We start from the raw sequence: 22788 nt of genomic DNA on the forward strand, positions 1-22788 counted from the left end.
TGTTCCACTTCCTTATAGCAGTTTTGAGATTATTTATCGTTCAGTGCAGCTACCCCTGGAAGCTCTTTGCCTTCCATAAACTCAAGGGATGCGCCGCCGCCTGTTGAGATGTGGCTCATTTTGTCAGCAAGGCCGAATTTTTCAACCGCTGCCGCAGAGTCTCCTCCGCCGATGACAGAGTATGTATCTTTCGCCTCTGCCAATGCTTCCGCAACCGCTTTTGTTCCTTGAGCGAACAAGTCGATTTCGAATACGCCCATTGGTCCGTTCCACACGACAAGTTTGCTGTTTTTGATGACGTCAGCATACGTTTCGCGTGTTTTCGTACCAATGTCGATTGCTTCTAAATCACTAGGGATTTCAGAGATCGGCACAATTTTCACGTTTGCATCGTTAGAGAAATCATCTGCAACGAGTACATCTTCAGGCATGTAGAAGTTAACGCCTTTTTCTTTAGCGCGGTCCATAAATGATTTCGCAAGCTCGATTTTATCCTCTTCAAGAAGAGATTTACCGACTTCATAGCCAAGCGCTTTTACGAAAGTATAAGCAAGACCTCCGCCGATGATCAGGTTGTCTACTTTATCAAGAAGACTTTCGATTACACCGATTTTGTCTTTTACTTTCGCTCCGCCGATGATCGCTGTGAACGGGCGGTCAGGATTGGAAACCGCTTTTCCAAGTACATCAAGCTCTTTTTCCATTAAGAAACCTGCAACTGCTGGCAGATGCTCGGCAATTCCAGCTGTAGATGCGTGAGCACGGTGGGCAGCACCGAATGCGTCATTTACATATACATCTGCAAGCTCAGCAAATGCTTTTGCAAGCTCAGGGTCATTTTTCTCTTCACCAGGATAGAAACGTACGTTTTCCAATACAAGAACGTCTCCGTCCTTCATCTCGGAAATTTGTGCTTTTACAGCATCGCCGTATGCTTCATCCGATTTTTTCACTTCTTTTCCAAGCAGTTCGCCGAGATGTGCAGCGACAGGAGTTAAACGAAGCTCCTCAACCACTTCGCCTTTCGGGCGGCCTAAGTGGCTCGCAAGAAGGACTTTCGCGCCTTGGTCTGCAAGGTGTTTGATTGTTGGAAGCGCAGCACGGATACGTGTATCGTCTGTTACTTCCCCGTCTTTCATTGGAACGTTAAAGTCGACGCGGCAGAATACAACTTTGCCTTTTACGTCGATGTCTTTGAGAGTTTTCTTATTCATGCCTAGGAGATCCTCCTTCAAAATGGTTTGCATACAGCACGAAAAACGTGAAACCGTCTGTTCAAGCGATAACGCCGCTAGGGCAGATCGCAGTCTTTTTCGGCACAGGGCAGTTCGTCTAAAAGCCAGGGCAGCGGCCTTAGGCGAAAGCGCCGGCAAGGCTGCTTAAAACGCGGTCGTTTCTCTATCACAGAGCGTTTTCTGAAAGCCGGTCTTCATGGAAAAAGGGAAAGGGAGTCCGTCCCCTTCCCTTGTCCGCTTTCATTATAGCGCTTCTATTCGAAAGAACCAAGTCAGGTCCTTTTTCAGCTATAAATTAAAGACCTTTTTTTGCGATGTAAGCTGCAAGGTCAACAACGCGGTTAGAGTAGCCGCTTTCGTTATCGTACCAAGAGATTACTTTTACCATGCTGCCTTCCATAACCATTGTAGAAAGAGCATCGATTGTAGAAGAGTTTTTGTTTCCGTTGTAGTCGCCAGAAACTAATGGCTCTTCGCTGTAGCCAAGGATTCCTTTAAGGTCGCCTTCAGCCGCTTCTTTAAGAGCTGCGTTTACTTCTTCAGCTGTTACTTCTTGGTTCAGTTCAGCAACCAAGTCAACTAGAGAAACGTTTGGAGTTGGAACACGCATTGCTCCACCGTTCAGTTTGCCTTTTAGTTCAGGAAGAACTAGAGAAACTGCTTTAGCAGCACCAGTTGATGTTGGGATGATGTTTTCAGCTGCTGCACGCGCACGACGGTAGTCTTTGTGCGGAAGATCAAGGATTTGCTGATCGTTTGTGTAAGAGTGAACAGTTGTCATCATACCGCGTTTGATGCCGAATTTATCGTTAAGTACTTTTGCAAACGGCGCAAGGCAGTTTGTTGTGCAAGATGCGTTAGAGATAACATCGTGGTTAGCCGCATCGTATTTATCTTCGTTAACACCCATAACGATTGTGATATCTTCTTCGTTAGCAGGAGCAGAGATGATTACTTTTTTCGCGCCAGCTTCTAAGTGTTTCGCAGCGTCTGCGCGTTTTGTGAAGAAACCAGTAGATTCAACTACGATTTCAACGCCTTGTTTGCCCCAGCTAAGTTTAGCAGGATCGCGTTCTGCAGAAACTTCAATTGTTTTGCCGTTAACAACAAGGTTGTTACCGTCAACTGAAACTTCAGCGTCTAATTTTCCGTGTACAGAATCATATTGTAAAAGGTGAGCCAGCATGTTAGCATCTGTTAAATCGTTAACCGCTACTACCTCAACTTCAGGATTGTTTAATGCTGCGCGGAATACGTTACGTCCAATACGACCAAAACCGTTAATACCGACTTTTACTGCCATGATTGTTTCCTCCTTTAAATAAGTGAGAGATATTTATATTGAGGGATTATTCATCCCTTAATAACTTCTTTGCGGCTCCTTCGTCTGTGACGAGAACCGTGTTGCGTGGCTTTTTAAAGTAAGCCTCGATCGCTTCGGCTTTTGATGATCCGCCCGCTACCGCAATAATATCGGGAATGGCGTCTATGTCATCCAGCTGCATTCCGACAGAATGCACTTTGTGAACCACTTCGCCGTCCGCGTTAAAATAGTAGCCGAACGCTTCTGTCACCGCGTCGTTATCATCTATTTTCTTTAAGTCTTCTAAAGGCGTGTTTCTGCGCTGAGCCATAGTTTTAGCTTCGCCGATTCCGTGAACCAGCATACTCGCTGATTTAATGGTGTTCAGCACCTCTTTGACTGAAGGCTCTTCAATAATAGATGAATAGGCGCCTTGTGACAGCTGCCCCGGAACAAACAAAAGCCGGTAAGTGCCTGAAGCCTTCTCCGCCATATGCGCGCATATGGTGTTCGCCTGGTTTTTCACGTCTTCGCCTAAACCGCCTCTTGCAGGCACAAACAAAAGCTCGCGGTTTTTAGAATCCGGCGTCATCATTTCGGCGACAGCTTCAATTGTCGTACCGCCAGTTACAGCGACGATATTTTGGCCTGAAAATCTTTTTTTCATACATGCGACAGCCGCTCTTCCCATTTCTTTTTTGACCCATGGGGATTGATCGCTGTCTCCGGATACGATAATGGCATCCTTTAGATTTAAACGTTCTTTTAATGTCTTTTCCAAAAGAGTCAAACCTAAAACATCTTTCATCGTATCTTCCAAAACAGAAAGCAGTTCATAGCCCTCTTCTGTCAATGTCATGCCGTTTGTCTTAATATCGACCAGGTTCTGTTCCTTTAAAAACTGAACCTCGCCCCTCAGCACACGCTCGCTGATTCCGAGACTGGCAGACAGGCTTCTTCGCCCGATGGGTTCTGTCAGCCTGATATACTGCAAGATTTCAAACCTCTTTTGCATAACGAGCAGAAGATCAGGCAATAATTTTTTTTGAGCTTGTATTAACTGGTTCATGACTCAAACGTTCCTTCCTTTTTTGCTGGACATCATATGTCCCGCTATGACAAAAAACGTCCCGTCATAGCCAAAAAAAATCATTTCTGCTTTCTTTAATTATTTTAACAGGGTGGAATTGTTTATTCAACTGTTAAGAGCCAATTCATCGACAATATTCGCAGAGTTTTCATGCCGCGTCGTTTTATCCAGCAATATTTTATCCTATATATCTTTATCTTATACAGAAAGCGCCAAATGGTGCATCCCAATATAAACAGCCCTTCCCGTAGAAAGAGCTGTTTCATTAAAGCGTTTTCATTTTATCCAAAGCTTTTCAATTTCCTCGAGCGATTTGTTCTTCGTTTCCGGACAGATCGTAACGACAAACAGGAAACAAAGGATGTTAATCACCGCAAAGATCCAAAATGTATAGGCGAGCCCGAAAGAATCGATCATCATTGGCACAAACTGTCCGATCGCCCAGTTTGCTCCCCATAAAAAGATGGTCGCAATGCCCGCGGCCCGCGCACGCAGATGGTTCGGGAAGATTTCAGAAATCATAATCCATGTGATCGGTCCGACCGAGACACAGAAAGCAGCGACAAAACCTAATATAAGGACGATCATCATGATCCCGCTTGTTAACTCAAAATAAAACGACGTCCCGATTAAAATCATAAAAATAGCCATAAAAGCAGAACCGATGGACATCAGTTTTTTTCGTCCGACTTTATCAATCAGCAACACCGCAATAACGGTAAAAATAACTTCTACAACCCCGACGATACAAGTCGTCACAAATCCGGCGTTTTGCCCGAATCCCATCATTTTAAAGATTTCCGGCCCGTAGTAAGTAATCGCGTTCATGCCGATGACTTGGTTAAACAGCGCCAGCAGGATTCCAATGACAAGCGCCTTTCTGAGACCCGGCTTAAACAGCTGGGAGAGCGACCCCATTTGTTCTATTTTTAAAGAGTTCTCAATGTTCTTTAATTCTTCTTTTGCAACAGTTTCTCCATTAATACGTGTCAGGATCTTTAAAGCTTCATTTGTTTTGCCCGCTTTCGCCAGCCATCTCGGGCTTTCCGGGACGACGAGCAGGACAAGGAAAAAGATGACGGACGGCACCATTCCGTAAGCAAGCATCCATCTCCAGCCGGTGTGCACGCCCCATTCATATGTTCCAGAACGCTGCACAGCTAGATTAATAAAGTAGGTAGCGGAAATACCCAGTATCGTAAAGAGCTGATATAACGAAGATAAACTTCCGCGTATGGCGGGCGGTGCCGCTTCTGTAATATACGTAACAGAGAGCGATGAGCCCATCCCGATTCCCAGCCCCCCGATAATCCTTGCAATGATTAAGGTGGACACATCTTGAGAAAGCGCTGAAACGATTGCTGATATCGCAAATAACAAAGCGGCTGTCATTAAAATTTTTCTCCGGCCGAATCTGTCACTTAAAAATCCGGATATCCCGACGCCCACAACTCCTCCAATCATAATGCTTGAAATGACAAGTCCCTCCATAAACGGACTCAGGCTGTATAAATCTTTCAGAAAACCGATGGCGCCAGAAATCACTGCCGTGTCATAGCCATACAATAAGCCGCCAAGCCCCGCCGCACATGAGATCAAAATGACAAATCCCATAGAATGGCTTCGTGTTACAGGAACATTTGGTTCTAATTGAGTTGGAGTATTCTTCATTTCCCTGCCCTCCCGAATGTTGAGTAAAGCGTTTACATTATACTTTTCAATTGTACGTACTTATATTAAAATTTAACGAAAATTACATTTAATTAGTACGTACAAATATAGAATAATCTTGTTTGCATTTTCTGTCAATGTTTTCTTACAAAGAACGCTGTGATATACTGAAATTTGTCCGTATACATTTTGGAGGAATGGATATGTTACCAAAATACGCGCAAGTAAAAGAAGAAATCAGTTCTTGGATTAATCAAGGCAAAATACTGCCCGATCAAAAAATCCCTACCGAAAACGAATTAATGCAGCAATTCGGCGTCAGCCGGCATACCATCCGCAAAGCGATCGGAGACCTCGTATCACAAGGTCTGCTGTACAGCGTGCAAGGCGGAGGCACCTTTGTCGCTTCACGCTCTGCTAAGTCAGCGCTGCATTCCAATAAAACGATCGGTGTTTTGACAACCTACATATCAGACTATATTTTCCCGAGCATCATCAGAGGAATCGAGTCCTATTTAAGCGAGCAGGGGTATTCTATGCTTTTGACAAGCACAAACAACAACCCGGACAACGAAAGAAGAGGCTTAGAAAACCTGCTGTCCCAGCATATTGACGGACTCATCGTAGAACCGACAAAAAGCGCCCTTCAAACCCCAAACATCGGCTATTATCTGAACTTGGAGAAAAACGGCATTCCTTTTGCGATGATTAACGCGTCATATGCCGAGCTTGCCGCGCCGAGTTTTACCTTGGATGATGTGAAAGGCGGGATGATGGCGGCGGAGCATTTGCTTTCTCTCGGCCACACGCATATGATGGGTATTTTTAAAGCTGATGACACACAAGGCGTGAAACGGATGAACGGATTTATACAGGCGCACCGGGAGCGTGAGTTGTTTCCTTCTCCGGATATGATCGTGACATTTACAACGGAAGAAAAAGAATCAAAACTTCTGGAGAAAGTAAAAGCCACACTGGAGAAAAACAGCAAGCACATGCCGACAGCCATTCTTTGTTATAACGATGAAATTGCGCTGAAGGTGATTGATATGCTGAGGGAGATGGATCTTAAAGTGCCGGAAGATATGTCTATCGTCGGGTACGATGATTCACATTTCGCCCAAATCTCAGAAGTGAAACTAACCTCTGTCAAACATCCGAAATCAGTGCTTGGAAAAGCAGCCGCCAAATATGTCATTGACTGCTTAGAGCATAAAAAGCCGAAGCAAGAGGATGTCATATTTGAGCCTGAGTTGATCATTCGCCAGTCCGCACGAAAACTGAATGAATAAAAAAAGCAATGTATGGGTCTCCCCGCTACATTGCTTTTTTTATAGTTGTTATCTGTTTTTCCAAACGTCAGCGATGATTTCAAACGAACGCATTCTGTCTGCGTGTTCAAAGGTTTCTGAGTTAACCATAATTTCGTCAGCCTGTGTCGTTTTGACGAAATCTTCAAGCTTCGCCTTCACTTCTTCCGGACCTCCGACAATCGTGGAGCTCAGCTGCTCATTGACCATCGCTTTTTCATACGGGCTCCAGATTTGGTCCATATCCTCAACAGGCGGTTTAAGCTGGTTCGGCGTACCGCGGACAAGATCAAGAAACCTTTGATAATGCGAAGTCGCAAGGTGCTGCGCTTTCTCGTTTGTATCTGCCGCGATAATGGTGACACCGACCATCGCATACGGTTCGTCGAGCACGTCTGACGGCGTGAAGGAATTGCGGTACAGCTCCAAAGCGGGAACCGTATTCGCCGGTGAGAAATGAGCCGCGAACGCAAACGGAAGACCAAGTTCGCCAGCCAGACGGGCGCTGAAGCCGCTTGAGCCCAGCAGCCAAATCGGCACGTCTATGCCCTCTCCGGGAATGGCGCGAACTTGATTGCGCACATTTCCTGACGGTTTAAAATAATTGCGCAGTTCCTCTAATTGTTCTGGAAAATCCTCCCCGCTGTTGATGTTTCTGCGGAGTGCTCTGGCTGTCAACTGGTCTGTTCCCGGCGCACGTCCAAGCCCCAGATCAATCCGCCCGGGATACAGTGTTTCCAGTGTGCCGAATTGTTCAGCAATGACTAATGAAGAGTGGTTCGGGAGCATAATGCCGCCGGAACCGACGCGGATTTTCTTCGTGCCTCCGGCAATATGGCCAATCAAAACTGCGGTGGCAGAGCTTGCAACACCTTCTATATTATGATGTTCAGCAAGCCAGTAACGGTGATAGCCCCATTCCTCTGCCCGGCGCGCCAAGTCCATGCTGTTTCGGAATGATTCTGCAATCGTTCCTCCCTGAACAACCGGAGATAAATTCAAGACAGAAAGCAAGGTATCTTTGCGTTGGTTGTTAGACATATTGTTCTCCTTTGCAAATGTGTTATCAGTAAACAGCCCAAAGCTGTCAGGTCATGATTGAAAGAACTTCTATCACACCATAACACAACTGCATTCAGGAATAAAAGAATTTGATTCGATGAAATTCGAACAATAAAAAACGAACGGCTTGGAACATTATTCTGCTCCAAACAGCTCCTTAGCCATCTCAATAAAGAGCTTAGCCGCCAGAGAAGCCTCCTTTAGCGACGGAACAGCAAGCTGCACATCACGGTATACCTGCGGGTCCAATTCCCGGGTCACCACATGCTCCGGCAGCGGCATCCCCGACATGGACATTTCTGATAAAATCGCGAGACCCAGGCCTTCTCTGATCATACTGATCGAGGTGTTGATGTTATAGACCGTGAAAGCTGGGTGCAGCGTAGCGCCCGCCTGCCTGAACATATCGACAAATGGTGATTCATAGCCTCCGTCACAGACGATCATCGGTTCATGGTCAAGATCTTTCAGCGTAATGGCCGAATGACTGGCAAGCGGGTGATCGTCCCTGAGCACGACAGCCATTTTGTCTTTTTTCAAATGAATGTACTCCATCTCCTCTGTTGGATACAGAAGAATGCCGACATCTATCATCCGCGTATGAAGCCACTCCTTGACTTCATTTACAGTTCCCTCGTGCAGCACGAGCTCAAGTTTCGGATATTTTTGTTTAAATTCACTGATCAGCTTCGGCATAAAATAAGCCGAGGCAGTTGAGAATGTGCCGATATGAATCGTTCCCAGTTCAAGCCCTTTTTCCGCTGCTGCTACCTGCTCAACTTTTTCAATGCCTTTTAAGACTTCTCTAATGTGTACTAAGATCTGTTTTCCCGTATCCGTCAGCATCAGGCCATTGCGGCGGTCACGAATGATCAGCTTTACATCAAGCTCAGCTTCGATCGCAGAAATCGCATGGCTGACAGCCGGCTGTGTCATGTTTAGCGCCTGACCTGCTTTTGTAAAGCTTCCCGTTTCAGCTATTTTTACAAAAACCTTTAATTGTGTAATGGTCATAACAATTTACTTATGCTCCTTATAAAAAAGATTCATTTTATTTATCTTATGTTCTACCGTATCATATGATGGAAAAGTTCTACAAGGAGTGAATGAACAATGAAGCAGCTCTCAAAAACGCGGACAGCTCTCCTGCTCGCATTTCTCGTCATCATGTGGGGCGTCAATTGGCCGCTGTCCAAAGCCGCGCTCGCCTATTCTCCGCCATTATTGTTTGCGGGCATCCGAACGCTGATCGGCGGGCTTTTATTAGTCATTGTCGCACTGCCGCGTATTCATAAATTACGCTTAAAAGAAACGTGGCCGATTTATCTTGTTTCTGCTCTTTTAAATATTACGTTATTCTACGGCCTGCAAACGATCGGGCTGAATTATCTTCCGGCCGGCCTGTTTTCTGCAATCGTCTTCTTCCAGCCTGTTCTGATGGGTGTATTTTCTTGGCTGTGGCTCGGCGAATCCATGTTTGTAATGAAAGTGATCGGCCTCATCCTCGGTTTTGCGGGAGTAGCCGTCATTAGTGCTGCGGGCTTTGGCCGGCATATTTCTGTCATTGGGGTTCTGCTGGCTCTCGGCTCCGCAGTCAGCTGGGCGCTCGGGACGGTATATATGAAAAAAACAGGCAGCCGCGTCGATTCCATCTGGATGGTCGCTCTGCAGCTGACGATCGGAAGCGTGTTTCTGCTTATATCCGGCTTTTGGACAGAAAGCTTTTCGGCGATCCAATGGACAGCTCCGTTTATCACGAGCCTGCTGTTCATCTCCGTATTCGTTATCGCGCTCGGCTGGCTTGTCTTTTTTACGCTTGTCGGTTCAGGAGAAGCAAGCAAGGTCGCATCTTATACTTTTTTGATTCCGCTCATATCAATCGTGGCCAGCTCCATTTTCCTGCATGAACCGCTCACCCTTAGCCTCTTGGCAGGGCTGCTGCTGATTGTCACGAGCATCTGTCTCGTGAATACAAAATCAAAAGCGCAGAAAGCTGCGGCGATTGGTATAAACGAGAAAGCTGCACAATAATAAAAACCCTCTTGCCGGATGCGGCAAGAGGGTTTCTTATTTACTGATGCTTGCGTTCTTTGACCAAATATGCAACTGTAATCAAAAGGTAGATCGCCGCAGTAATGCCAGTAATGACAATTGACGTTGTCATGATGACCCCGATCAGAATGGCGAGTAATGCCACAATCGCAAACCATGTCGTGTACGGGAACCATTTTACATAATAGGCCGGTGCTTCCGTTTGCTGTTTTCTCGATTTTAAATGAGCGAATCCGATGATCAGCCAAATGAATAAAACGGTATATCCCAATGATCCCATTAAATAATTAAATGTTTGGCTTCCTGCGAACAGAGAAATCAATACGCCAATATAGAGAGAAGAAGTGCACATCAGAATCGCAAACATCGGTACGTTTTTCGATGAAAGCTTCGAGAAGACCTTTGGAAGCCTTCCGTCACTTGCCTGTGTATACAAAATGCGTGATGATCCGTATAAACCTGAATTCATAGAAGAAATGATCGCCAGCAGGATGACTGCATTCATGATATGATCCGCGCCCGGAATGCCTACCATTTTAAAGACCATCACGAAAGGACTTTCCGGAACGGAATTGACTTGGTTCCATGGAATCAGGCTGACGATGATGAAAAACGGCAGCAGGTAAAACGCGACAATCCGTGTCAGTGTGCTGCGGACAGCTTTCGGGACAACCTTTTCCGGATTTTTTGTCTCTGCAAGCGTTACACCGATAATTTCTGTACCGCCGTAAGAGTAGATGACGACAAGCATCGCCGTGATCAGCCCTGTGCCGCCGTGCGGGAAAAATCCGCCGTGGTCTGTCAGGTTGGAAAATCCGGATGCTGTATGATCACCGAATGATACAAATAAGAGCAGCAATCCCAGAATAATAAAGATAATAATAACGGTAATCTTGATCATTGCCAGCCAATATTCAGTTTCGGCGAAGATTTTAACAGAAAGCAAGTTTACAATCGTGACGATAAGAGAAATTCCTAATGCCAACACCCAGATCGGGCAGCCCGGCAGCCAATATTGAATGAAAATCGCAGCTACAACAGCTTCAGCCGCAATGTTAAGCACCCACATTTTCCAGTAGATCCAGTCCAAAAAGTAAGCGGCGTAATTTCCCAATACCTGCTGGACAAGATCACGGAAGGTTCTGGCGTTACGGTTTCGAACAGCCATTTCCGCCAGCCCCTGCATAATAAACAGCAAAATAATCCCGCCGAGCAGATATGCGATAATGACAGATGGCCCTGCCACATCGATCGCTGAGCTGCTCCCCTTAAATAAACCTGCGCCGATTGCTCCGCCCAGCGCCATCATCATAATATGGCGGGACGTCATCGTGCGTTTTAACGTTTGATTGTCGTTTTTCATCCTCTTCTACCTCTCCTTCTCGTTTTCAAAAACAAAAAAGCCCGCCGTCTCCTACCTAATCTAATAGATAAAGAGACGACGAGCCTTCGGCTGACCGCGGTACCACTCTTGTTGATTCTTCATGAAGAATCCTGCTTTTGACCTGTAACGAAGGTTAGCCGTTAAAACATAGGGAATATTCAATCTATTCCGTTCCGTCTTACCACTCCCGGGCGAGTTCAAAGAAGAATCAGGCTGCGTCGCACCACCCCGCAGCTCTCTGTTCTGATCACTTTCTTTTACTGCTCCCAATCTATGTGTTTTAGTTTTCTGAAAAACTCAAATTTTATGATCTGAATATATTAACATAATATACGTGCTTCTCTTTTAACTGTCAATAACTTCAGAGAAAAAAGAAACTGTTATTTTGTCCCTTTTCGAATGGCTTTCCAAAAGGATTCTGACTCGTTTCCTAATGCGTAAACTGAAACACCTGCTATTTTATATTGCTTTGCCAGATGGCTTTTCGTTTGAACGGTTTTTTCGTTTTCATACCACACGACATGTTTATGCTTCTTTTTGTCAACATAAGAAAACGTCATCGAGCCTGATTTTTTGTTGAATGCCGGCTTTGCTTTTTGTTTTTTGATGAGGGATTTGAGCTCATTCCATTCCCTTATTGTGCTGGCACTTCCGTCTTTTACATCCCAGTCATAGCCGTACGCAGGGATTCCCATGATGACTTTATTGGCTTTGATCTTTTTGACTGAAAACTGCAGAGAGCTTTTAATCCAGTTTGTGCTTGCCACTGACCCCGGCTCACCCCAAATGCCGTGTTCATCGTAGGTCATGACTTGTACGAAGTCGGCATATTTGCCGATTTTCACATAATCATACGGCCAGCTCCAGTCATCATTTTTATCATCGGCGCTTTTGGCCGGAACGGATACCATTGTTTTAATATGTTTCTTATTCAAAGCCTGTGATACATATTGAATGAAGTTCGAGTACGCAGCGCGGTCTTCTGGATTTACTGCTTCAAAATCGATATTGATTCCGTAATATGAGTGCTTTTTGGCCAGTGTAATTAACTGATCTGTGAATCGTTTTTTCGCTGTTTTATTGCTCATGACTCGACTCGCTAAATCTCCGTCAAAATCATAAATGGCATCATTATAGTTTGAAATGACAGCCCATGTCTTGATTTTTTTCTTTTTCGCATATGTCAGCTGCTTAGTTGGGGCATCGCCAATGATTTGTCCGTTTTTTTCAAACGCAAATGTATCGGTTGCGATGGCATTCATGTATGTATGATATTTCGTAAGAGAATTGTATGAAGCCGTATCCCCAGTCGTGTAGCCTACTGTCATACCGGCTGCCTTCGCTTCTGTTTTTGTATACATAAACAGAACAATCGCAATCGCCAGTGAAACCGCTATGATCAGCCATTTTTTCATCGCATTTCCTCCTATTTCAAGTCATACTCTTCTCATCGGCCAAAAAATTGGAAGTTGAAGTTTTTTCAAGCAAAAAGCCCGGCATATGCCTGCCGGGCTTCCTGAGTTCAGCGGTCAGAGACGAGAATATATGCTGCCTTTACTGGTCCATGCACCCCCACAACTAAATCCATTTCAATGTCGGCTGAGTTACTCGGTCCGGTAATGTAGTTGATACATGAAGGAACAGTGACACCGTTCGCAATGTTTTGGCGGATGATATCACTGGCTTGTGTCATTCTCGGTACAATGCTTGATTTCGGCACGATCGCAATATAAGTCGTTGGCAAAAGGCTGACAGAGCGGCCGATGTCTTTTGAGGAGAAGAGGACAACCGTCCCCGACTCAGCCAATGTAATTTCGCTGAATGTAATCCCTACATTGGCTTGCTCCGCTTTTTTAATATTTTCCTCGCCTTTGTCAGCATCCCACTCCCAGACCGGCGTTCCTTCACTCGGCCAGTCCTTGGTGAGCAGGCTTTTCAGTCCGTATTCTTCAAAGCGGGGGTCCTTCGGAATGATGACAGGGCCTCCAGAAAAGCGGCTGACTTGCTCGCGCAGGGCATCGTAAAGGCCGGTTGAATCCGTTTCAATCAGCTCTGTATGGATTTTGACACAATGGTTTTTGAGCACTGTGACTAAGTCATCCGCTGAATAACCTTCAAGTGTTTTATATTGCGGCTGATGCGCCCATTCAGGGACTGCCACGCCTCCTGTTCTTCGTTCACGGCCCAGGCTGGATGCGATTCGGTTTAAAAAGCTCTCTTGATTCTGAATGGTTCCCTTCGTCATCACTGCTCCTCCTTCGTGCGTTCACTTGTTTCTCTGTCCGCAAACCAGTCTCTGAATCTCGATTTATGCGGTGCCGGGAAGTCGCGAATCTGGGTCCAATTTTTAAGCGGGCCGGGCCCTTTCGAAATTTTTTCGTCCTCTGTAAAAGGCGTCATGGCGGCCGGCGCCCATTTTGAGCCCATTTTGTAAAGCGATAAGGAGGATGCGCCAAGTCCGAATGCTTTCATTGCAAGCTTTTCACTGATCGGCGCCCTGCCTTCTTTTTCGACGATATTCTGACGATGCTTGAGTAGCAGCTCATGAAGCGGGATTTTGACCGGGCAGGCTTCTGAACAAGCAGCGCACAGTGAAGATGCGTACGGCAGCTCCTTATAATCGTCATAACCGCCGAGCAACGGTGATAAAACAGCTCCGATCGGCCCCGAGTAGATTGAGCCGTATGAATGTCCGCCGACATGGCGGTACACAGGACAGACATTGATACAGGCGGCACAGCGGATACATTGCAGCACAGACTGGAATTCCGTTCCAAGGATATTGGATCGTCCATTATCAACGATGACAAGATGGAATTCTTCCGGACCGTCCACTTCACCTTCCAGCTTCGGACCCGTCAAAGCTGTAATATAGCTTGTCAGCCGCTGTCCGACAGCACTTCTAGTCAGCATGCTGACTAGCACTTCAAATTCAGAAAATGACGGGACAATCCGCTCCATTCCCATGACGGTAATTTGTGTTTTCGGCAAGGTGCTCACAAGCCGTCCATTTCCTTCATTGGTCACAAGGCTGACGGAACCCGTGTCAGCGATGGCGAAGTTACAGCCGGTAATGCCGATATCCGCTTCCAGAAACTTTTTCCGGAGAATGGCGCGCGCATGCATCACCAGCTCTTCCGGTTTTTCTGTATGTTGATAGTCCAGTCTTTCTTTAAACACATCGCGTATCTGCTCTTTATTTTTATGAAGAGCGGGCGCTACGATATGTGACGGCGGATCGTGATCATCAATCTGCAAAATATACTCGCCGAGATCGGTTTCTACGACTTCACAGCCTTCCTTCTCCAGCACCTCATTCAGATTGATTTCCTCTGTGACCATTGATTTAGATTTCACAATTTTCTTCCCGTTCTTCTTTTGAATGACATCCCGAATATAGGAAGACGCCTCTTCCGCTGTTTTCGCGAAATAGACATGTCCGCCTCTTTTCGCCACATTTTCGGCAAGCTGTCCGAGATAGAAATCAAGGTTTTCAAGGACATGCTGCCTGATTTCCTCTGATAATGAGCGCCACTCCTCCCAGTTTCCCAGTTCTTCTGCTGCCTCTAGGCGCCGCGTCCGCAGACGCTCCTGTGCACCTGAAACAGCGCCTCTCATAAATTCATTATCAATCCCCTGTGATACCCGCTCTTTAAAAGCGTCAGTACCGATTTTCATCGCCATGATCCTTTCCCCCTCTGAATCCAGTTTTATCTGCTGTTGAGCACTTCGGCGATGTGCATCACTTTGACATTCTTATCTTTTCGGCCAAGCCGTCCCCCGATATTCATCAAACAGCCGCAGTCAGCACCGATCAGCACCTCTGCTCCCGTTTCCTCCACACATTCGACTTTTTCATCGACCATCTGCTCAGAAATCTGCGCCATCTTGACTGAGAACGTTCCTCCGAATCCGCAGCAGTTATGTTTGCCCGGAAGCTCTGTAAACTGCAGGCCCTTCACATGGCTCAACAGCTTCATCGGCTCCTTCCGAACACCCAGCAGCCTAGTCATATGGCACGACGTATGTAAGGTCGCTTTTGTATGAAGGGTCGCGCCGACATCCTCTACCCCAAGGACGTTCACAATAAAATCTGTCAGTTCATACGTTTTATCCGCCAGCTTTTTCGCTTTATCGGCCCATTTCGGATCATCCTGAAACAGGTGCGGATACTCCCGGAACATCGTTGTGCAGGAACCCGAAGGACTGACAACATATTCGGAATCCTGAAACGTTTCGATCATCCGTTTCATTGCTTTTTTGGCGTCATGTACATAGCCGCTGTTGTAAGCCGGCTGTCCGCAGCAAATCTGCCCTTCTGGAAAATCAACCTCGCACCCAAGCCGCTCCAGCAGCTCAACCGTTGCTTTTCCGACATTTGTTTGAAACATATCAACAAGACAAGTGACAAAAAGTGAGACTTTCATGATGAACCCCTCTCTCATCCCCAATATATGATCAGGTCATCTGATGACCTGAGTTAAAATAACTATATGAATATCGTACACTATTCTGACAATGGAAGGAAAGAGTTTTCTAGGGATATTTTCATTTGTGGCATATCAAAAACACTCCCGATCTCCCAGGAGTGCAGTATATGGTTAGATCCAGCCCTTTTCCTCAGCGATGCTGGCGGCTTCTGTCCGATTTTTCGCATTAAGCTTTTGGATGATTTCTGAGATATAGTTTCGAACTGTGCCTTGAGATAAATAGAGCTCCAGCGTAATGTCTTTTGTTGTCTTGCCTAAAGCCGCAAGCCTCAGAATTTCTTGCTCTCTAACGGTTAGCGGATTTTCGTCTCGCATCATATTAAACGTCAGCTCAGGGCTGAAGACACGTTTTCCCTTTACACATTTTCGAATGGCATCGGCCAGATCGTCAATTTCACCGTCTTTCAGCAGATAGCCATGTGCACCGGCCTTTACGGCGCGTTCAAAATATCCGGGGCGGGCAAAGGTGGTTAAAATAATGACCTTGCTGACGCAGCCTTTTTTCATTAATTCCTCTGCCACATTCAGCCCGCTTCGAACCGGCATTTCAATGTCCATAATGCATACATCCGGCTCCAGCTTCAAAATAGCATGTAGCGCCTCTTCCCCGTTTAATGCTTGTCCGATGACTGTCATATCCTCTTCTAAATCAAGCAAAGATCCCAAAGCGCCTAAAAGCATTCGCTGGTCCTCAGCAATAAACAGACGAATCATTCTTTTCGTCCTCCAATCATTCTGCTTTTTTAATAAGCGGAATCGTCAGTGCCACAACCGTTCCGTTATGGTCTGAAACCGTTAATCCCCCTTCAATGAGCATGAGCCGTTCTTCCATTCCCCACAGGCCATTCCCAAACATTTTCTCCTTCGGCGCTCCCTTTCCGTCATCCCGTATTACGATCCTCATTTTGTCAGCAAATTGAGAAATGGTGATGGCACAGTGGGTTGCTTTGCTGTGCTTGATAATGTTAGTCACGGCTTCCCGCATACACATACTGATAATATTTTGAGTGACGGGAGATATCGCTGAAAAGTCGTCGGCTCCTTCGTATTGAAAGGTAATGTTCCCCGCTCTTAATATGTGCTGCATGTTTACGAGCTCCTCTGTTATCGTGACCGTTCTCATATCAGAAACCAGCTCTCGAACTTGCTTGAGTGCGGAGCGTGAACTGGTTTCCATTTCTTTTGCCTCAAGCTTGGTCCGTTCTGGATCAGATGCAGCCAGCCGCTGAATGAGCTGGCTTTTTAATGTAAGCAGCGACAGGGTGTGGCCAAGAGTATCGTGAAGATCACGGGCGATTCGAACACGCTCCTCTCTTTTAGAGAGTTCTTTTATCTGTTCGTTGGCTTGTGCAAGCTTATTTTCAAGCTCAATCCTCCGAAACATAGAACGAATGCCGAATGGAGAAATGAGCATAATGACGAGAAACGGGAGAACAGAAAAAAGCTCCCGGAGCGAGACCGAATTCGCGCTAAATTGGTATAGGCATGGAAAAAGCAGTATAAAGATTAAAGCGCAGAACGCACGGTTAAAATTCGTTTTCTCTTTGTAATAACCAACAAAGTTTGCCGGGAAAAAACCTAAGTATATATAGGTGATATTGTAAAACACACTATATATCAAAATAACCGCCATTTGCACGATAAGCCAATATGTAAACGAAGCTTTGCCCACGCTGCAGAATAACTGGCGATATGCCGCTACAAAAAGGAGCAGCATGCCATATCCGATCCCCTGTTTGACACCTGATTCTTTTAATAAAGAGAGGAACGGCATAATCGTATACACCAGAAAGATATAAGGGAAAAACCCGAATTCCTTCGGGAAAATAGATATTGCCTTTTTCATGTATTACACCGCTTCTTGTTTTCTTCTTATATATTTAGATAGTAGCATGAAGAGCATCATATAAGCGATTAATATCAGAATATTTTTCCAAGTCGGACTCCCACCCCGGACAAGTTCCCACGCTCCGCTCCCGAAATGATAAGACGGAAGCCACTGGCCAATGCTCTGCATCATGTCAGGCATGACCTCAAACGGCATCCACATCCCTCCGCCTAAAGCCAGCAGCATATAAAGCACATTACTGATTCCGGCCGCTGTTTCTACTTTTCTCATGAGGCCGATTAGTGTGCCTAATGCTAAAAAAGGCAATGCGCCAAACAAAATCCACAGTCCGCTCATCATCCATTCAAACGGTGACAAGGCAATATCATTGATGATTGCGCCGAACAGAAATATGACGGTAATCGATAAAACGTGAATGACACTCTGGCCGATCATCTGAGCTGATAAATAGATATGATCCTGAAGAGGCGTTAGGCGGATAAAGGCGGCCCAGCCTTGTGACCGTTCTTGTACCATTCGGATGCCAAGCGTCATGATAGAGGAACCCATCACGCTGAAGACTGTCATCGACATCAGGTAATGGACTTCCCATGCACGTTGATCAGGGACGTTGGTATTCACTACATTTGTAAAGAAATAATAAAAGGCAATCGGCATGATCAGAGACCAAAGCACAAAGTACTTGTTCCTAAGCACCCTTTTCATTTCAGCGATGCTTTGCTTTTGCAGCATGTTCACTCACATCGCCTCCCTGTTGCCGTCAGCCAGCTGGCGAAATGCCTCATCGAGCGTTGCTTGCTCAATTCGAATATCCCGTGCATGTATGTTTTCTTGAAAGATCAGCGCCAACACTTTGTCTGTATTTGATGTCTGGATGATGGTTCTCTCATGCTCGTGGATCACTCTCTCGACTTCCGGGTGACAAGACAGCCTTTCCAATGATTCACTTGAATGAAGCGTAAAGGAAACAGACTGTTTTTGAATTCTTGAGCGGATTTGCATTGGTGAGCCGTCTGCAACAAGCTGTCCTTCAGTAAAAAATAGGATTCGCTGTGCGGCATCATCTGCTTCCTGTAAATAATGAGTTGAAAAAATAATCGTTTTTCCTTGGTCCGACAGTCCGTGAATGGTCTGCCAGAATCGGTGTCTTGATGAAGTGTCCATGCCGACTGTCGGTTCATCAAGTATAAGCAGCTCCGGGTTCCCGGCAAGAGCCAAAGCAAAGCTCAAACGGCGTTTTTGTCCGCCGGATAATTTTTCTGCTCTTGTTTTCAAATCTTCTTTGGTGAGTGCTGTTAACGAAACGAGTTCTTTCATGGACAACGGATTCGGATAATAGCTCCGGAAGAGTTCAAGGATTTCATCCACCTTAAGGCCCGGCATGACACTTACTTCCTGAAGCATTACACCTATTTTTTCACGAACCTGTTGATCATCGGGAACCCGGTTAAATAGTTTGATTTCTCCCTCACTCGGTTTCAGCAATCCTAATATCATCGAGACGACGGTCGTCTTCCCTGCCCCATTTGGCCCGAGAATGGCTGCAATTTCTCCTTTTTCAATACTGAAGCTGATGTGGTTTACAGCGGTTTTTCGCTGGAAATGTTTTGTCACGTTGCTTACTGTTACTGCTTCTTTCATCACATGAGCACCTCCTGATCGTTTACATTGATTGTAAAATGACGGAGAAGACGATGTTAGTATGGGGTGTCATGATGATGGAGTGACAAATGTCATTTTTTTCTCACCCCGGTGTCTAGGCAATCCTCCTCCTGCATCTTCCAATTCATCCATCTTTTCTATCTCCCATGTCCTCTTTCTTTTAAACTGCTGTGACATTCATAGAAAGATACACTCTTCAAACCATCCGAGTGTTATGATAGAAATATTGAACTTTATATTACTTTCCGGCTGAAAGGAGCCAATCATGAACGAAGCGATTTTGTCTAGAAATCATGTGAAGGTGAAAGGCAGCGGCAAAGCATCTATCATGTTCGCACCTGGTTTTGGATGCGATCAAAGCGTGTGGAATGCCGTGGCACCTGCCTTTGAAGAAGATCATCGGGTGATTTTATTTGATTACGTCGGTTCGGGACATTCAGATTTGCGCGCATATGACCTGAATCGTTACCAGACACTTGACGGCTATGCCCAGGATGTTCTTGATGTTTGTGAAGCTTTAGATCTGAAGGAAACCGTGTTTGTGGGTCACTCCGTCGGGGCCTTGATTGGGATGCTTGCATCCATCCGCCGCCCGGAGCTTTTTTCCCATCTGGTGATGGTGGGGCCTTCTCCTTGCTATTTGAATGATCCGCCTGAGTATTACGGAGGATTTGAAGAGGAGCAGCTCCTTGGCTTGCTGGAGATGATGGAGAAAAATTATATCGGCTGGGCAACTGTATTTGCGGCAACCGTTCTGAATCAGCCAGATCGGCCTGAAATTAAGGAAGAGCTTGAAAGCCGTTTTTGTTCTACTGATCCTGTCATTGCCCGCCAATTCGCGAAAGCGGCGTTTTTTTCTGATCACCGAGAGGATCTTTCGAAGGTAACGGTTCCCTCTCTTATTCTCCAATGTGCAGATGATATCATCGCACCTGCAACAGTAGGTAAGTATATGCATCAGCATCTTCCTTATAGCAGTCTGAAACAAATGGAGGCTCGCGGACATTGCCCTCATATGAGCCATCCAGATGAGACGATACAGCTGATCGGCGATTATTTAAAAGTACACGTGTGATATAGGAACGAAAGGGATAGAGGTGACCCTCTTAGATGGACAAACAATTGAATGATGCACCATGCGGTTTCCTCGCTTTGTCAGAAGAGGGGTCGATCATAGCTGCCAACCGCACCCTTATCAAGATTCTGGATTATGAACCGGAGCAGGTTATCGGCCAGCACATGAATATGATGTTGACCATTCCCGCACAGCTTTTCTGCCAGCTTTATTTTTTTCCGCTTTTGAAATTGGAGCATCACATCGAAGAAATATACATTTCCTTGAAAGCAAGAGATGGAGAAGAAATTCCCGTCCTTATCAATGCTATTGCGAGACACGATAGCGAGGCTTCTGTCTTTGATTGTGTTCTTATTCCAATGCGAAAGCGAAATGAATATGAAAATGAGCTGCTGATAGCCAGAAATGAGGCTCAGGAAGCTTTGCTTGCCAAACAGAAAGCCAATGCGGAGTTAAAAATTGCCTTGGAAATGCTTAAAGCAAAACAAGAAGAACTTCTTGAGATCAATAAACAAAATCAACAATTTAAATTAAACACCAAAAGAGAGCTTGAACTCGCCAGAAAGATCCAGAAAAACTCGTTGACTGAACCGATTGTAAACGATCAGGTTCAGATTGACTCTTATTACAACGCATCGAGTGAATTGTCAGGTGATCTTTACGGATATTATCAAATCGATGAACACCGTTACGGCATTATTATCCTTGATGTGATGGGGCACGGAATTTCATCTGCATTGATTACGATGTCTCTTCATCCTTTGTTCCAGCGCCAGATCACGCAAGGTCTCAGCCCCGTTAAAGTTATGAAGGAATTGGACCGGCACCTTCACAGCTTGTTTCAAAATGATGAGGAAGCAAGACATTATTGCACTGCTATTTATCTCGAGATTGATATAGCACGGCAAAGAATTGATTATGTCAACGCAGGGCATCCGCCGGCACTTTGGCAGGACGATAGCGGAACTCAACATCTGCTTCACGCGACCTCGCCTCCGATCGGGATGTTTGAAGACTTAGAGTTTCAGTCAAGCAGCCTTTCATACACGGAGGATGGAAGATTGCTTCTGTATACGGATGGCGTGATGGATCCTACGGCTTCATGTTTTTTATTTGATTTACTAAAGGATCATCCTGATTCGCCAATCGCTGACCTGAAGGAGAAAATCCTTACATCACTGCAGCATCAAAAGGAAGCTCATCATAAGAGTGATGACGAATGTTTTATATTAGTTGATGTAAAATAAAATGATCCATGAGACATAACAATGATTTGTTACATCTCATGGATTTTTTTGTTTCAGCGTTTCTTTGGAATATGTCCTGACTCCGCATATTGAAACACCTGCAAAGAAGGCAGCGGGTGTCCATTAAAATCAAATAAAGCTTGATTATCTACAGCACTTCCCCCATACCACTTCCCGGCGTCTTCAGGGTCGTATTCAGCAGCATAGCTGGACGCCCACCCTGACCCGTATGTTTCCCATAACACTTTGTTTTTCTCTATCTGTGTCTTCGGTCCGACTGGAATCCACGCCGGCTCCCAGTAGAAAACACCAAGTCCTGCTTTGCCCGTATTCGCCACTGCCTCCATTACATCTCTTACTGCAGTTGCCTGGCCTTGAACAGAAATTGGATATGGCAGCGTCTGCCCGCTTTTTGGTGCTGTATTTCCATGCCCATCTCCATCCTCAGCGGTATAGGTGTACGATGTCTCCGCCACCATGACTTTTTTACCGTACGTATTGGCAACAGCCTTCAGCACGGAGGTCAAATTTTGTAATGTGCCATGCCAGAAAGGATAATAGGAGCTCGCAAACACATCATAATCCACTTTGTTTTTGCTGAGTGTTTCCGCAATAAATGAATACCTTCCAGCCGTTTCAGGATTGGTAAAATGCAGGGCGACCAAAATATTTGAATTTGTCTCCCTGACCGCTCGGCTTCCTTCATTAAATAATTGGCACATCTTCGTCCAATCAGTCTCACCGGCAAATCCTCCTGTTGTTTCATTTCCGACCTGGACCATGCCGATGTCAACGCCTTCCTTGATCATCTTTTGCAGGCTTTGTTTCGTATACTCATAGAGCTTTGCTTTTTTTGCTTCAAAGCTGAGATTCACCCAGGCTTTGGGCACCTTTTGTTTCGCTGGATCGGCCCAGAAATCAGAGTAGTGAAAGTCGGCCAGCACCTTCATTCCGTTCGCTGTCGCTCTTTTTCCGATTTCGATGGCTTTTTGAACATCATTGTTTCCCCCGCCATACCCATTGCCATTTGAATCATACGGGTGATTCCAGATGCGGACGCGAACATAGTTGACGCCAGCCTGTTTTAAGGTTGTAAAGATGTCCTGGCGTTTTCCGCTTGTATTATAAAAGATGACACCGCTGTTTTCCAAAGCAATAACGCTGGATACATCTGCCCCTTTGATAAAATCCTTGTTCATCCCCTCTACTTTTTTAACAAAAAGATCCTCTGCCCGAAGCTCTGACACGTGCTTCTCCTTCTCAATGGCAGCGGCATATCCTGTTGAACTACATGCAATCCACACGATGGCAGCCGCAAAGAACATTTTCACTTTGCTTTTCATGATTTCATCCCCCAA

General features: G+C 45.6%; 20 protein-coding genes and 1 other annotated feature. Of the genes, 4 read left to right on the forward strand and 16 right to left on the reverse strand.

The window, feature by feature from the left end:
- Positions 1-29: 29 nt before the first annotated feature.
- From MHB62_RS17585 to araE, 4 genes are all read right to left on the reverse strand, one after another.
- Entirely contained in the window at positions 30-1214 is a 1185-nt protein-coding gene (locus MHB62_RS17585; protein WP_015714728.1) for a phosphoglycerate kinase, read from the reverse strand.
- A 316-nt stretch (positions 1215-1530) separates the two neighbouring features.
- Positions 1531-2538: a type I glyceraldehyde-3-phosphate dehydrogenase gene (gap, locus tag MHB62_RS17590; RefSeq protein ID WP_003219957.1), complete on the reverse strand. Its 1008-nt coding sequence runs from the start codon at positions 2536-2538 to the stop codon at positions 1531-1533.
- Positions 2539-2584: 46 nt separating this feature from the next.
- Entirely contained in the window at positions 2585-3607 is a 1023-nt protein-coding gene (cggR, locus tag MHB62_RS17595; protein ID WP_003228324.1) for a gapA transcriptional regulator CggR, read from the reverse strand.
- Positions 3608-3904: 297 nt separating this feature from the next.
- Positions 3905-5299 (reverse strand): arabinose-proton symporter AraE, encoded by a 1395-nt coding sequence (gene araE / locus MHB62_RS17600; RefSeq protein ID WP_003243899.1) that lies wholly within the window; start codon positions 5297-5299, stop codon positions 3905-3907.
- A 203-nt stretch (positions 5300-5502) separates the two neighbouring features.
- Here araE and araR point away from each other — a divergent pair, with 203 nt between their 5' ends.
- Positions 5503-6591 (forward strand): arabinose utilization transcriptional regulator AraR, encoded by a 1089-nt coding sequence (gene araR / locus MHB62_RS17605; RefSeq protein WP_003243070.1) that lies wholly within the window; start codon positions 5503-5505, stop codon positions 6589-6591.
- A 48-nt stretch (positions 6592-6639) separates the two neighbouring features.
- Here araR and MHB62_RS17610 read toward each other — a convergent pair whose 3' ends face one another.
- Entirely contained in the window at positions 6640-7650 is a 1011-nt protein-coding gene (locus MHB62_RS17610; RefSeq protein ID WP_003228318.1) for an LLM class flavin-dependent oxidoreductase, read from the reverse strand.
- A gap of 156 nt (positions 7651-7806) precedes the next feature.
- A complete protein-coding gene (locus tag MHB62_RS17615) occupies positions 7807-8685 on the reverse strand; it encodes a LysR family transcriptional regulator (RefSeq protein WP_003228316.1) in 879 nt (292 codons plus the stop codon).
- Positions 8686-8784: 99 nt separating this feature from the next.
- Here MHB62_RS17615 and MHB62_RS17620 point away from each other — a divergent pair, with 99 nt between their 5' ends.
- Positions 8785-9702 carry a DMT family transporter gene (locus MHB62_RS17620; protein WP_032722541.1) on the forward strand — a complete coding sequence of 306 codons (918 nt, stop codon included), beginning with the start codon at positions 8785-8787 and terminating at the stop codon, positions 9700-9702.
- Positions 9703-9742: 40 nt separating this feature from the next.
- Here MHB62_RS17620 and MHB62_RS17625 read toward each other — a convergent pair whose 3' ends face one another.
- The 9 genes from MHB62_RS17625 to MHB62_RS17665 all read right to left on the reverse strand — a co-directional run bounded on the left by MHB62_RS17625 (position 9743) and on the right by MHB62_RS17665 (position 19090).
- Complete coding sequence (locus tag MHB62_RS17625; protein WP_032722543.1) at positions 9743-11086, reverse strand: amino acid permease; 1344 nt, start codon at positions 11084-11086, stop codon at positions 9743-9745.
- 68 nt (positions 11087-11154) lie between these two features.
- Positions 11155-11390: a binding site (T-box leader), on the reverse strand.
- 97 nt (positions 11391-11487) lie between these two features.
- Positions 11488-12522 carry a glycosyl hydrolase family 18 protein gene (locus tag MHB62_RS17630; RefSeq protein ID WP_032722545.1) on the reverse strand — a complete coding sequence of 345 codons (1035 nt, stop codon included), beginning with the start codon at positions 12520-12522 and terminating at the stop codon, positions 11488-11490.
- Positions 12523-12629: 107 nt separating this feature from the next.
- Positions 12630-13352 (reverse strand): lactate utilization protein LutC, encoded by a 723-nt coding sequence (gene lutC, locus MHB62_RS17635; protein ID WP_003228309.1) that lies wholly within the window; start codon positions 13350-13352, stop codon positions 12630-12632.
- Entirely contained in the window at positions 13352-14791 is a 1440-nt protein-coding gene (gene lutB, locus MHB62_RS17640) for a lactate utilization iron-sulfur protein LutB (protein WP_003228307.1), read from the reverse strand. Before lutB ends, lutC begins: the two co-directional genes overlap by 1 nt.
- A 26-nt stretch (positions 14792-14817) precedes the next feature.
- Positions 14818-15534, reverse strand: coding sequence for a lactate utilization iron-sulfur protein LutA (gene lutA, locus MHB62_RS17645; RefSeq protein ID WP_003244353.1), 717 nt, complete (start codon positions 15532-15534; stop codon positions 14818-14820).
- Between the two features lie 174 nt (positions 15535-15708).
- On the reverse strand, positions 15709-16311 hold the full coding sequence (gene yvfU, locus MHB62_RS17650) for a two-component system response regulator YvfU (protein ID WP_003228302.1): 603 nt from the start codon (positions 16309-16311) through the stop codon (positions 15709-15711).
- 16 nt (positions 16312-16327) lie between these two features.
- Entirely contained in the window at positions 16328-17443 is a 1116-nt protein-coding gene (gene yvfT, locus MHB62_RS17655) for a two-component system sensor histidine kinase YvfT (RefSeq protein WP_015714731.1), read from the reverse strand.
- A gap of 3 nt (positions 17444-17446) precedes the next feature.
- A complete protein-coding gene (locus tag MHB62_RS17660; RefSeq protein WP_015714732.1) occupies positions 17447-18184 on the reverse strand; it encodes an ABC transporter permease in 738 nt (245 codons plus the stop codon).
- Entirely contained in the window at positions 18185-19090 is a 906-nt protein-coding gene (locus MHB62_RS17665) for an ABC transporter ATP-binding protein (RefSeq protein ID WP_072692770.1), read from the reverse strand. It abuts the gene before it with no gap.
- A 283-nt stretch (positions 19091-19373) separates the two neighbouring features.
- Here MHB62_RS17665 and rsbQ point away from each other — a divergent pair, with 283 nt between their 5' ends.
- Positions 19374-20183 carry a sigma factor SigB/phosphatase RsbP regulator RsbQ gene (gene rsbQ / locus MHB62_RS17670; protein ID WP_029318381.1) on the forward strand — a complete coding sequence of 270 codons (810 nt, stop codon included), beginning with the start codon at positions 19374-19376 and terminating at the stop codon, positions 20181-20183.
- Positions 20184-20218: 35 nt separating this feature from the next.
- On the forward strand, positions 20219-21430 hold the full coding sequence (rsbP, locus tag MHB62_RS17675) for a phosphoserine phosphatase RsbP (protein WP_029318380.1): 1212 nt from the start codon (positions 20219-20221) through the stop codon (positions 21428-21430).
- A gap of 53 nt (positions 21431-21483) precedes the next feature.
- Here the strand turns inward: rsbP and ganB are convergent, their stop codons facing one another.
- Positions 21484-22773, reverse strand: coding sequence for an arabinogalactan endo-beta-1,4-galactanase (gene ganB, locus MHB62_RS17680; RefSeq protein WP_032722550.1), 1290 nt, complete (start codon positions 22771-22773; stop codon positions 21484-21486).
- Positions 22774-22788 lie beyond the last annotated feature (15 nt).

The sequence above is a fragment of the Bacillus sp. FSL K6-0255 genome (assembly GCF_045040725.1).
Classification (GTDB): Bacteria; Bacillota; Bacilli; order Bacillales; family Bacillaceae; genus Bacillus; species Bacillus subtilis.

Excerpts from the sequence above, each read along its gene's own strand:
- MHB62_RS17585 (WP_015714728.1), bottom strand. The coding sequence starts at position 1,214 with ATGAATAAGAAAACTCTCAAAGACATCGACGTAAAAGGCAAAGTTGTA.
- gap (WP_003219957.1), bottom strand. The coding sequence starts at position 2,538 with ATGGCAGTAAAAGTCGGTATTAACGGTTTTGGTCGTATTGGACGTAAC.
- cggR (WP_003228324.1), bottom strand. The coding sequence starts at position 3,607 with ATGAACCAGTTAATACAAGCTCAAAAAAAATTATTGCCTGATCTTCTG.
- araE (WP_003243899.1), bottom strand. The coding sequence starts at position 5,299 with ATGAAGAATACTCCAACTCAATTAGAACCAAATGTTCCTGTAACACGA.
- araR (WP_003243070.1), top strand. The coding sequence starts at position 5,503 with ATGTTACCAAAATACGCGCAAGTAAAAGAAGAAATCAGTTCTTGGATT.
- MHB62_RS17610 (WP_003228318.1), bottom strand. The coding sequence starts at position 7,650 with ATGTCTAACAACCAACGCAAAGATACCTTGCTTTCTGTCTTGAATTTA.
- MHB62_RS17615 (WP_003228316.1), bottom strand. The coding sequence starts at position 8,685 with ATGACCATTACACAATTAAAGGTTTTTGTAAAAATAGCTGAAACGGGA.
- MHB62_RS17620 (WP_032722541.1), top strand. The coding sequence starts at position 8,785 with ATGAAGCAGCTCTCAAAAACGCGGACAGCTCTCCTGCTCGCATTTCTC.
- MHB62_RS17625 (WP_032722543.1), bottom strand. The coding sequence starts at position 11,086 with ATGAAAAACGACAATCAAACGTTAAAACGCACGATGACGTCCCGCCAT.
- MHB62_RS17630 (WP_032722545.1), bottom strand. The coding sequence starts at position 12,522 with ATGAAAAAATGGCTGATCATAGCGGTTTCACTGGCGATTGCGATTGTT.
- lutC (WP_003228309.1), bottom strand. The coding sequence starts at position 13,352 with ATGACGAAGGGAACCATTCAGAATCAAGAGAGCTTTTTAAACCGAATC.
- lutB (WP_003228307.1), bottom strand. The coding sequence starts at position 14,791 with ATGGCGATGAAAATCGGTACTGACGCTTTTAAAGAGCGGGTATCACAG.
- lutA (WP_003244353.1), bottom strand. The coding sequence starts at position 15,534 with ATGAAAGTCTCACTTTTTGTCACTTGTCTTGTTGATATGTTTCAAACA.
- yvfU (WP_003228302.1), bottom strand. The coding sequence starts at position 16,311 with ATGATTCGTCTGTTTATTGCTGAGGACCAGCGAATGCTTTTAGGCGCT.
- yvfT (WP_015714731.1), bottom strand. The coding sequence starts at position 17,443 with ATGAAAAAGGCAATATCTATTTTCCCGAAGGAATTCGGGTTTTTCCCT.
- rsbQ (WP_029318381.1), top strand. The coding sequence starts at position 19,374 with ATGAACGAAGCGATTTTGTCTAGAAATCATGTGAAGGTGAAAGGCAGC.
- rsbP (WP_029318380.1), top strand. The coding sequence starts at position 20,219 with ATGGACAAACAATTGAATGATGCACCATGCGGTTTCCTCGCTTTGTCA.
- ganB (WP_032722550.1), bottom strand. The coding sequence starts at position 22,773 with ATGAAAAGCAAAGTGAAAATGTTCTTTGCGGCTGCCATCGTGTGGATT.